Source organism: Flavobacterium sp. LHD-85, from assembly GCF_030929595.1.
Classification (GTDB): domain Bacteria; phylum Bacteroidota; class Bacteroidia; order Flavobacteriales; family Flavobacteriaceae; genus Flavobacterium.
On the sequence record NZ_JAVFVR010000015.1, the window covers coordinates 153,043 to 165,480 of the forward strand.

Sequence of the window (12,438 nt, forward strand, 5' to 3'; positions counted from 1 at the left end):
TAGCGGGATTACTACTGTTATATAATTACGGCATCACGCAAAGTTTATTTAATAAAATCGTGATGTATAATTTGAGTAAAACTTTATTTTCTGTTTTTTTAGCACTTGTTCCTTTTTTGCTTCATTCGCAAGCGGTGACTGACAGTTCGCGGGTTTTAAAAGAAGTGGTTTTAAAAGGAAAACCTTATCAGGAAGTTATTCCGGTGCAAAGCCTTTCGGGCGTTCTGCTCGAAAATCTTTCTAGTCATAATGTGGCCGATGCGCTTCGTTATTTTGCCGGAACTCAAATTAAAGATTATGGAGGAGTCGGCGGACTCAAAACGGTTGATGTCCGAAATATGGGAACGCACCATGTTGGTGTTTTTTATGACGGAATTCAGCTTGGAAACGCTCAAAACGGCGTAACCGATTTAGGAAAATATTCGCTTGACGATATGGAATCGCTTACCATGTACAATGGTCAGAAAAGCGAAATTTTTCAGTCAGCGAAAGACTTTGCATCAGCTTCCACGATTTATTTGCGAACTAAACGTCCTGCTTTTATAGGCAATAAAAAAACAAATTTGCTGGTTCGTTACAAAACAATGTCCATCAATTATCACGATCCTTCTTTTAGATGGGAACAAAAGCTGAGCGATAAAGTGAGTTTGAGCGTAAGTTCTGAATACATTAAGTCGAATGGACAATATAAATTTAGATACAAAAGAAAAAATCAAGACGGCAGCATTGCCTACGATACTACAGCTACACGATGGAACAGTGATATAGAAGCATTCCGATTTGAATCTGGACTTTATGGAAAAATAAATAAAGGAACTTGGGACGCCAAAGTCTATTATTACGATTCTGAACGCGGTGCGCCGGGGGCCATTGTAGAAAATAAGTTTAAAGACGGTTTCAGACAATTCGACAAGAACTTTTTCGGACAATCTTCTTTAACGAAAGACGTTTCAGAAAAATATAAATTTCAGCTAAAAGGAAAATTCGCTTACGATTACACGCATTATATTGCACGAGATACTACCAATGTTTTAGGCGAAACCGTGACCGAAGGCGCACAATCTGATGATAGTTATTATCAGCAGGAAGCTTATTTTTCGGCTGTTAACATGTACAGCATTTTACCTACTTGGGATGTTTCGCTCTCAACCGATTTTCAATACAATAAATTAAATGCGACAAGAAGAGGGATCCAAACGCAATTCTCTTTTCCACACCGTTATACGGCGTTAGTTTCTTTGGCAACTTCGTATCGATATGAAGGCTTTAAAGTTTTAGGGAATGTACTCGCAACCCGCGTCATCGAAGAGGTAAAGTATAATGCCAAAGCACCCAATAAAACCGAATTTACACCTGCTTTATTTCTTGGTTATACTCCGTTTAAGAAATACGATTTCAATTTAAGGGCTTTCGCTAAACGTATTTTCAGAATGCCAACTTTCAACGATTTGTATTATACCATGATTGGTTCACGCACTTTGAGACCAGAATACATGAATCAGTACGATGTTGGTTTTACGTATAATTTTCCTGTAAGAGAAAGCTTTTTCGATAGATTTTCTTTTCAGGCAGATGCTTATTATACCAATACAAAAGACAAAATTGTTGCTGCTCCAACAGGAAATTTATTTCGATGGATGATGACCAATATCGGACAAGTGAAAGGAAAGGGAATCGAAACGGTTCTGAATATGGGAACTCATTTTAATAAGCTAAAACTTGATGCTAATTTAACGTATACCTATTCTAAAAGTCAGGATTTTACAAAGTTTGTCGGTTTAGAAATGTCTTCTTATGGAGATCAGATTCCGTACACACCTTGGCATAGCGGATCTGGAATTTTAAACGCCAATTATGAATCTTGGAACTTCAATTACAGTTTCATTTACGTCGGAAAGCGCTACAACGGCAATGTCAATAATATCAAAGTGAATGAAGTGCAGCCTTGGTATACACATGATTTGGCGATTCAGAAATCTTTCGCATTCAAAAATTACAAATTAAACGGAACGATTGAAGTCAACAACGCTTTTAATCAGCAATATGAAGTGATTTACAATTATCCGATGCCAGGGCGAACATTCAAATTTATAATCAGTTTTGAGTTATGAAAAAGAGCTTTTTAAAAATACTATTCGTTTTAGCCGTAACGATTTTAATGATTTCCTGTCGTGAAGATGAAACTGTATTTCTTTCTTCAGATACAGCCGTAGCCGCGCCAAGAAGCGACGGAAATATTGAAGGTTTCTATCTTTTAAACGAGGGAAATATGGGCATGAATCGTGCGAGTTTGGATGTTTTCAATTACAGAACAGGAAATTATACCACAGATGTTTATTCCGAACGAAATCCGAGTGTGGTAAAGGAATTGGGAGATGTTGGAAACGATATCAAAATCTATGGAAATAAGGTTTATGCAGTAATAAATTGCTCCAACAAAGTTGAGGTTTTAGAAAAATGGACAGCAAAACGCATTAAAAAAATTGACATTCCCAATTGCCGTTATGTGGCTTTTTATAAAGACAAAGCCTATGTGAGTTCGTATTCGGGACCAGTTGCCATTAATCCGAATGCAGAAATCGGTTTTGTAGCTGAAATTGATACTACTTCATTAGAAATAAAAAGAAAAGTGACCGTTGGTTATCAGCCTGAACAAATGGTTATTCATAACGGAAAATTATATGTCGCAAATTCTGGCGGTTACAGGGTTCCAAATTACGATAGAACTGTTTCTGTTATTGATCTGGCGACTTTCACAGAAATCAAAAAAATAGATGTGGGCATTAATTTGTATAGCATGCAGATTGACAGTCGCGGCGATATTTATGTGAGTTCACGAGGCGATTATTACAACACGCCATCTAATCTTTTTGTGATTGATACACAGACAGACGAAAAGAAAATGCAGCTGGATATTCCTGTTTCTGGAACTTGTCTGGTAGATGATTTATTGTATTACTACAGCGTTTCTTGGAGTTACTTATCAGGCAGTAATAAAGTGAGTTACGGAATTTTGGACACCAAAACCAAAAAGGTAATCACCAATCAGATTATTACGGACGGAACCGACAAAAAAATCATGATTCCGTACGGACTTCAAGTCAATCCCGAAACCAAAGAAATCTACATTACCGACGCTCAAAACTATGTCGTAACGGGCTACATCTACTGTTTTACGCCCGACGGAAAATTAAAATGGAAAACGACCGCAGGAAATATTCCTGCCCATATTGCTTTTATAACTAAAAAATAACCCTTAAAAATGATGAATAAAAATCTTTTTAAAATCGCTTTGTTTTCAATTCTCTTTTTGGGATTTGTGGCTTGTGATAAAGACAATGATAATGAAGAAAATCTGCTCCCCGCAGAAGTTCTGAAAGAATCCTACACAATTGACCGTTTTAAGGTTCTGAATATCGCAACAAACCTTCCGAGTACAGCAAAACTGACTTGGAGTGTTAAAGATTCTATTATTTCAGAAAATGCTGATTTGGATTTTATCAGTCCGTTTCAAAAAAGTTATCCATTGACTTTAAAAGTTGAAATAAACGGAGAAACCAAGATTTATAACTCGTCAATCAATGTTACAAAAGAAACGGGAACATATAGTAAATATATTTCTAATGTATTTGATTTTCGTCCTGCAGTTGGACAGTTTACAAATGAAATTCCACAATATACCGTAAGGAATACAGAAGCCAATATGATTTCTGCCGCCAAGAAAGCAATTGCAGGTTCAAACACCACAATGATTTCACTAGGCGGTTTTGGAGGTTACGTGGTTTTTGGTTTCGATCACACGATTCCAAATATGGGCGGACGAGATTTTAAGGTTTTAGGAAATGCTTTTTGGGGAAATGAAGCAAACGAAGCGCGTGCAGGATCTTGCGAACCCGGAATTATTATGGTGGCTTACGACAAGAATAAAAATGGAAAACCTGACGAAGACGAATGGTACGAAATTGCTGGAAGTGAATATTTTAAAAACACGACTACAAAAAACTATTCTATTACTTATTTCAAACCTGATCCAAATAAATTGCCAGTTGCAGGAAATGAATTTTGGCAAGTTAATACCGAATACATTAAATGGCAGGACAACGCTGGAAAATCAGGATATAAATCACAAAATGTGTTTCATGAACAAAATTACTATCCACTTTGGATTGCCGATGCTTCTTATAGCTTGAAAGGAACGCGAATAGCAGATAACTTCTACGATCAAAGCGGAGAAGGTTCGTATTGGGTAGGCAAATCGTTTGAATTTGGTTATGCCGATAATGCTCCAAATAGTGATGAAGCTTCGAATATCGATATTTCTTGGGCAGTAGATAAAAACGGAAAATACTTAAAACTTCCTGGAATAGATTTCGTAAAAATATACACCGCAATCAATCAGGAAGCAGGCTGGCTTGGCGAAGTTTCTACAGAGGTTTCTGGGGCTTACGATTTACATCTTAACTAACACAGTAAAATTTTTAACACATAGAGACATAATTTTTTAGAAACTCAGAAAGGCGTTTCACTTTATTTTAAAACACATAGCTATGTGTTAGAAACTAGTTTCTTTTTTCTATTCTTTTCGATGAAATAAAATCTATGTCTCTATGTGTTTAAAAAAATAGTAACACAACATTTTAAAACCATAACATTATGAAGAAAAACTACTTTATAGTAATAATGCTTTTTTTTGCATTTCTAACCAATGCACAGATAACAGTGCAAGGCGTTCCTAGAAATGACATTAAATTAAATACAGTTACACAAAAACAACTAACAGCAAAAAGTGCCAATGCGACCACTTTTGATGATATTCAGTTTTGGGTTGGTACAGGTGCCAATAAAGCAGCATTTGCTGTGCAATGGAACGATGGAAAAAATGCAGACGCTTTAATCTGGGGATTTAAATGGGATGGAAGTGCAACTGGCGAAGATATGATGAAAGCCATTGCAAAAGCCGACCCACGTTTTTATACTCTTTTATTGCAAGGAACACAATTTGGAACTGCAATTGGTGGATTCGGTTTCGATTTGGATGGAGCCAACACCATTGGATTGTACAAAAGCGGAAATCTAACTTATCCTTATTATCCTGTGAGCGGTATTGTAAATACAGCGGCTTATGATTTTGACGAATACACACCAATTGATGCATCAGATCACTGGCAGTCTGGCTGGACAACTAAAGGATATTGGTCGTATTGGGTAAGAGATGATGTGAATAATAGTTTTGATTATTCTGGATTAGGAGCATCAAGCCGAGTTTTACAAAATGGTTCTTGGGATGTTTGGAATTTTAATGTTTCGTTTGCAGAAGAACCCATTGCTGCATTTACTCCTGTAACACCATACTCTAATGTGATAGATTTTACAAAGGGGTATTTTATGGTAAACGAAGAGTGGTTTGGCCACACCAATGGATCTGTAAATTTTGTTAGCAATGACGGGAAAATTAATTATAGGGTTTATAGCGATGTAAATGAAAATAAAGCTTTTGGAGCTACAACACAATACGGAACTATTTATGGGGATAAATTTTATTTTGTTTCTAAACAGCCTAAAGATGGAGGCGATACGCAATATACTCCAGGCGGAAGGCTAGTTGTTGCCGATGCGTTAACCATGAAAACCCTTGCAGAATTTGATAATGTTGGAGGAGGCGATGGTCGTTCTTTTGTTGGAGTTGATGAAAAAACGGGATATATAGGCGCTTCAAACGGAATTTTTATTTTTGATATTGCCAATATGAAAGTAGGAACTCTCATTGCAGGAACAGGAGGCGGAAGCCAGTATGCTGGGCAGATTGGAAATATGATTCGCACTTCTCAATATGTATTTGCTGTAAAACAAAACGGTGGAATTTTGGTCATTGATCCTAAAACAAATAGTGTCGTAAAAACGATTACAGGCGCGTTTCATTCGGTTACGCAATCTAAAGATGGAAGCATTTGGGGAATTCAAAACAAGAAAATAATTAATATTAACCCCTTAACTTTTGCAACTATTGAATATGCCATACCAACCACTCAATATTTAGGTTCTTGGGGAGCATGGAATGCTGGTAGTTTCACTTATAGCAATAAAGAAAATGCTTTGTATTGGATGAATTCTGTCAACGCATTTACTTCGGGTGTTCAAATTATAAAATTTGATGTGGCAGCCAAAACATTCAATGAAAGTTTTGCGAAACTTCCAGGACAAACAGGAACTTTTAAGCAAATTCCTTATGGAGCAGCATTGAGAATTGATCCTGTTTCAGATCAGATTATTGTAAACACAACCGAAAGTGGTTTTGGAGCACATTACCAAAAAAACTGGATTCATACTTTTGACAATACAGGAAAATTAGTTGATACCAAAACTTTAAATGATTATTATTGGTTTCCTGCCATGACAGTCTTTCCAGATAATGCAGCTCCAATTGTAAATGCAATTCTGCCTTCGGAAATTTCAACAGGAAGTCCGACAATTATTGATTTAAAAACAGTGGTTTCAGATGAAGATAATTTGTCTGGTGCGATTGTAAAAAACATAAAATCTAATAGTGATGAAACTATTGTTTCAGTAGAAATTAATGCGAATGAAGAACTGATTGTAACGCCAAAAACAGGAGGAAAAGCAACAATTGTAATCAGTTTTAATTCTAATGGAAAAATAGTCGAAAAATCGATTTTGGTTGATACAGCGGTTTTAGGCAGAGACGAATTCACGAAAGTGCAATTATCAATTTATCCAAATCCAGTTTCAGATTATCTGAATATTAGTACTGAAGATGAAATTACCGATGTTGTGATTTATGATGTTAATGGAAGAACCATCAATACGAGACTAAATAACAATCAAATTGATGTAAGTGATTTTGCCAAAGGTTTTTATATTATCAATATTGTGACTGATAAAGCAAAGTATACTCAGAAATTTATTAAAAGATAAAATTTTAAAATTGAATAATTAAAGGCTGTCACCAAATTGACAGCTTTTTTTTGTAGCAAAATGCTTCGGAGAAGCATAATATTTATAGCAAATAAAATAGCGAGAGGAAAAAGCTCCAGAGGAGCGACATATCGGGAGACGTTTTTTTCAATAAAAAAGATCATTATATTTACGATACAAAATTCCGAACATTATGAAAGCATTGGTAATTGGAGCAACAGGTGCAACAGGAAAAGAGTTGGTTAATCTGCTATTGGAAAATAATGATTATGAAGCGGTATCAATTTTTGTGAGACGTCCAACAGGAAAATCTCATCCAAAATTGACAGAGCATGTTGTTGATTTTTCGAATGTAAATTCATTTCAAAGCGAAATTACCGGAGATGCGCTTTTTTCTTGTTTAGGAACTACGCTGAAAGATGCCGGTTCAAAAGAAAAACAATGGAAAATCGACTACGATATTCCCGCGGATTTCGCAGCTGTGGCAAAACAAAACAATGTGCAATCTTTGATTTTGGTTTCTTCTTACGGAGCTTCAGCAAAAAGCAGCGTATATTATTCTATGATGAAAGGCAAACTAGAAGACTATCTCCAAGAGCTTCATTTTCCTCAATATATTATTTTCAGACCTGGACCTTTAATTCGAGAGAATACAGATCGTTTCGGCGAAAAGATTTCTGTCAAAGTCATAAAATTCTTTAATGCAATTGGGCTTTTTAAAAACCTGAAACCAATTACAACTACATTTTTAGCCGAAAAACTGGTAAAAGCACCAAAAGTACTTCCGTCAGGAAATACAACGCTTGAACTGAATCGAATTATTGAGTTATGAGTTATGAGTTATGAGTTATGAATTATAAGTTACAGACCTATTTGCAACTCATAACTTATAATTCATAATTTTAAAAAAAGCTATTTTTTATCTTCAGAAAGAATTAAAGTAGAAGGAATATTAGTCAGCCAAGGGCTTTTAATATCTACTAAATGTTTCCATCCATCAATAGAAATCAGCATAAGATCTTGCTGGTCGAGAAAATCTTTTTCTATAGATTGTTCTTTTCTCAATGTCAGCTGGTTTGGAGCTGCTTGTTCCATTAACCTAATTTTTTCTTTCGTGTCCAGATCGGCCATAATTTTGCCTTCAACATCCAAAATTTCAATTCTCGCATTGATATTCTGAATAAACTTCTGAACATAATTCTGCATAAAACCCCAGTCTTTTAAGCTGAAAATCGGAATAAAAATCGAGTTGATGTCGGCTAAATCCTTGTCAATTAGAACTCCAACCGGAATATGTGATTTTGCAATAATTTGCCTAGTTCCATCATCAAAAGGAGCAGATTCTAAAATGTTTTCCTTTCCGGTTACGGTATTTAGTATATTTTCAGGATTAATAATTCGTGTTGTAAATCCGAGTACGCGTCCTAATAAACTTCCTTGGTAAATAGATTGCCCAATTCCAACCAATAATAAATCATGTTTGCTTTTGTTGGCAACATTTACAATCTCATTGTCAATATCGGCAGATGCCTTAAACATAGTAGTGATATTTCGGTTTAAAGCAACAGATTCTTCCACAATATCTTTAAACTTTTCGTCTTCATAAACATCAGTGTTGTAATGATGTAGTTCTTCAGAAGGAAGAAAGTGCATTGCCGTTATTTCAGAGCTTTCAGAACGTTTATTGGTCAATCCGTCAGCAACTTTAAGTAAAGCTCTTCCAGATTCAGGTCTGTCAAAAGACAATAATATTCGGTACTTGTTTTTTAATGCAATGTCTTCTTCGGTTTCTGGCTTGCTAGATCTAAAAAGCCAATTGATTAAATCTAAAGTTGGGCCAGTCATAAAAGTAGTGGCAAGTGCCATAATAACAAACATAGAGAACAATTCGGGGCTTAAAACGCCAAGATCGTAACCAATATTTAAAGCAACCAATTCTGTTAGACCTCTTGTATTCATCAAAGCACCGATTGACAAACTATCTTTCCAGTTTTGTCCCACAAATCTTGCTGCAAGCGCACTGCTTACAAATTTACCTATAACAGCCACTGCAAAAATTAATCCTGCAATTTTCCATAAATAAGGTTCGTTCAACAAACCAATCTGTGTCCTTAAACCAGTAAAAACAAAGAATAAAGGCAATAAAAGCACAAGAGCAACGTCTTCCACTTTTTCGATAAATAGATTTCTGAATCTAATATTTTCCGGCATGATTGCTCCAGCAATAAAAGCACCAAATAAAGCATGGATTCCGATAACTTCTGTCAAGTAAGAAGAAACCACAAGAGTCAAAAAGAAAATGGCAACAATGGGTTTGCTTAGTTTATCGCTTGTCGCATACAAATCTCCAATTCTTTTCAGGAACGGACGAACGACTTTTATCATTAAGAAAACATAACCTAAAGCCAAAACAACTGTGTATAAAGCACTTCCAAAAGAACCAGCTTTTACAATTGCAATTACAACAGCCAAAATACACCAAGCCGTGATATCATCGGCGGCGGCACAGGTAATTACAATAGTTCCCAGTTTTGTTTTATGAATGCCACGTTCCTGCACAATTCTGGCAAGCACCGGAAAAGCAGTGATACTCATTGCAATTCCGGCAAACAAACCAAAAGATGTAAATTGTACATCAGCGGGGGCAAACTCGTCATATATAAAATACGCCAGTCCCATTCCTAAAACAAACGGAATGATAATACTTGCGTGGCTTATAACTACAGCATCGTGGGCTTTGTTTCTCAAAATCTTCATATCAATTTCCATTCCCACGATATACATGAAAAGGATTAAACCAATCTGGCTTAAGAACTGAAGATTTCCAAGCGATTCGGCAGGAAACAAAGCGGCAGAAAACTCAGGGAGATACATTCCGATTAAGGAAGGTCCCATCACAATTCCGGCAATCATTTCTCCAATAACGACGGGCTGTTTTATTTTAATGCATATCCATCCAAAAATACGGGCAACAAATATAATCGTAACAATTTGTGCCAATAAAAGAGCTAAAGGATGGTGCAGGTTTTTTATAAGAGAATCGAGAAATTCGCTCCATTGACTTTTGTCTGAAGTAGGGATTTTAAGATTTCGACCTGTTTCCAGTTTTACGCCTAACAAAATAATCCAATACATTAGAACGGAGAATCCTCCAATAACTCCAACGTAAAAAATACTGTTTCTTAAATTTTTCATTTATTTTCATTTTTTGCTCTTCGCAGCGACTTGATTTTTCTTGTGAAAAAGGTAGAAAAAAGGCTTTTTTGAAGAGATTAGTTCATAAAATCAGGGCAATTTTATAACAAAATCAGCATTTGCCCAATAGGGGCTATTCAATTTTGTAATGACCTAGAAAAAATTTGTAATGAAATAAAAAAAGGAAGATTTGACCGATAAAAATTACAGTTTTTTAAGGTGGCTTTTTAGAAAAGTCGAGATAGTGCAAGGGTTTTAGAGTAATTTGCCTTATCTTTATGCCTTTACCATGCCAAAAAATGAATAAGAATTACCCCATTCCAGAAAACGAACTGCAACGTTTAGCAGCCCTAAAACGTTATAATATACTAGACACGCTTCCAGACAATGCCTTTGACGATGCGACAAAGCTTGTTTCTTATATCTGCGGTGTGCCAATTGCCCATATTTCTTTTATTGATGAAGACAGACAATGGTTTAAGTCTGAGATAGGAATAGGAGTTTCTGAAGTGCCAAGGGAAATTACGTTCTGTAATTACACTATTTTAGATACTGAAATTGTAGAAATCAATGATACTCATGTCAACGAAAGATTTAAAGATGATCCCAATGTTACAGGAGGTTTCAATGTAAGGTTTTATGCCGGCGTACCGCTTACAACGCCAGATGGCTATAATATTGGAACGCTATGTGCTATTGATCATGTCGTTAAGGAATTAAATGATAATCAGCGCAATGCACTTTCGATTATTGCAAAACACGTTATTGCACAGCTGGAATTAGGCACAAAAAACAATCAGTTATATACGCAAAGAAAAATTGCAGAGCGTGCTGTTCTGGCAAGAGACAGTTTTTTGGCTAATATGAGCCACGAAATTAGAACCCCTTTAAACGCAATTATTGGTTTTACCGATTTGCTTGCACAAACAGAACTCGATGATACACAGCGCGATTATATTGGAAGTGTTCAGATTGCAGGCGAAAATTTACTTTTGATTGTGAATGATATTCTGGATCTTTCAAAAATGGAATCTGGAAATTTGACAATCGAAACCGAATCTTTTAATTTGAAGAAAACCCTCAAACATGTTTATAGTTTGTTGAAGGTAAAAGTGCAGAAAGAGGTTGAGTTTAATCTTTTTCTTGATGCCGAATTGCCAGATATGGTGATTGGCGATCAAGGAAGACTTAATCAGATATTGGTGAACCTTATCGGGAATGCGCTTAAGTTTACAAATGAAGGAGAAGTAACGGTTTCAGTTAAGAAAATTGAGGAAACAGAAGATAGTTATTCGTTTAAATTTTCTATAAAAGACACTGGAATCGGAATCCCGAAAGATAAGCTTGAAACTATTTTTGAACGTTTTACGCAAGGCGAAGAAAGCACAACACGAACCTTTGGTGGTACAGGACTTGGGCTTAATATTGTCAAACAATTAGTAGAGCTTCAGAAAGGAGAAGTTCATGTTAAAAGTACACTAAACCGCGGTTCGGAGTTTTTCTTTATCCTTTCGTACAAAAAATCAGATTCTGAAGAAGCAGCAGTAAAAACGGTTTCTAAGAACGATTTAGGAAATCTTAAAATATTGCTTTGCGAAGACAATGTTTTAAACCAAAAACTGGCAAAAAGCGTAATTAATAATTTTGGTTTTGATTTAGATATCGCGCAAAACGGAGAAGAAGGCATCGAACTTTTGTCTCAAAACAAATATGATCTGGTTTTAATGGATTTGCAAATGCCTGTTAAAGACGGCTACCAAACGACAGAATATATTCGAAATGAAATGAATTCGACTATTCCGATTATTGCCATGACGGCACATTCTCTAGTAGGAGAGCAGGAGCGCTGCTACAAAGTAGGAATGAATGCTTATGTGCCAAAGCCTTTTAAACAGGCCGTTCTTTTAAAAGCCATAAAAACGGTTATGACTCCAGACAGCGATGGGCATCATAAGAGAATTATTGATATGTCTTTTCTGGACGAAATGTCTGGTGGCGATCCGCAATTTAAGAAAGAAATGATTGGTCTTTTTATAGAAAAAATTCCAGTTCAAGCGACACAGCTGGAAGAGGCATTTAAGAATATTGATCATGACAGCGTAAAAAAATTGGCACATAATATGAAATCGAGCATGGACATTTTTATGCTGCAAGATTTAAGCAATTGTCTGTCGATTATCGAAGAAGAAGCGTCATCTGGCGAATTTACTGCTGAAACATTAGATAAAGTAAATATTTTCAGCTGCGGAATCGAGGAAGTCGTTAAAATTTTAAAAGAGCTATGATATAAGGGAAATATACTGTAGCTTT

The 12,438-nt window shown here is 35.8% G+C and carries 7 protein-coding genes; 6 read left to right on the forward strand and 1 reads right to left on the reverse strand.

The features are described 5' to 3' along the window. The first annotated feature begins 62 nt into the window (after window positions 1-62). From RB618_RS19785 to RB618_RS19805, 5 genes are all read left to right on the forward strand, one after another. Entirely contained in the window at window positions 63-2,111 is a 2,049-nt protein-coding gene (locus RB618_RS19785) for a TonB-dependent receptor domain-containing protein (protein WP_308070354.1), read from the forward strand. Then, complete coding sequence (locus tag RB618_RS19790; RefSeq protein WP_308070355.1) at window positions 2,108-3,253, forward strand: DUF5074 domain-containing protein; 1,146 nt, start codon at window positions 2,108-2,110, stop codon at window positions 3,251-3,253. The genes RB618_RS19785 and RB618_RS19790 overlap by 4 nt, the downstream gene beginning before the upstream one ends. A gap of 12 nt (window positions 3,254-3,265) precedes the next feature. Next, window positions 3,266-4,465, forward strand: coding sequence for a cell surface protein (locus RB618_RS19795; RefSeq protein WP_308070410.1), 1,200 nt, complete (start codon window positions 3,266-3,268; stop codon window positions 4,463-4,465). Window positions 4,466-4,653: 188 nt separating this feature from the next. Next, a complete protein-coding gene (locus tag RB618_RS19800; RefSeq protein ID WP_308070356.1) occupies window positions 4,654-6,933 on the forward strand; it encodes a DUF5074 domain-containing protein in 2,280 nt (759 codons plus the stop codon). A gap of 193 nt (window positions 6,934-7,126) precedes the next feature. Continuing rightward, a complete protein-coding gene (locus RB618_RS19805; RefSeq protein WP_308070357.1) occupies window positions 7,127-7,765 on the forward strand; it encodes an NAD(P)H-binding protein in 639 nt (212 codons plus the stop codon). 80 nt (window positions 7,766-7,845) lie between these two features. Here the strand turns inward: RB618_RS19805 and RB618_RS19810 are convergent, their stop codons facing one another. Then, window positions 7,846-10,128, reverse strand: a complete 2,283-nt coding sequence (locus RB618_RS19810; RefSeq protein WP_308070358.1) for a cation:proton antiporter — start codon at window positions 10,126-10,128, stop codon at window positions 7,846-7,848. Between the two features lie 299 nt (window positions 10,129-10,427). On the opposite strand from RB618_RS19810, the gene RB618_RS19815 reads away from it, so the two are divergent. Next, complete coding sequence (locus tag RB618_RS19815; RefSeq protein WP_308070359.1) at window positions 10,428-12,413, forward strand: ATP-binding protein; 1,986 nt, start codon at window positions 10,428-10,430, stop codon at window positions 12,411-12,413. The last annotated feature ends 25 nt before the right edge of the window (window positions 12,414-12,438 follow it).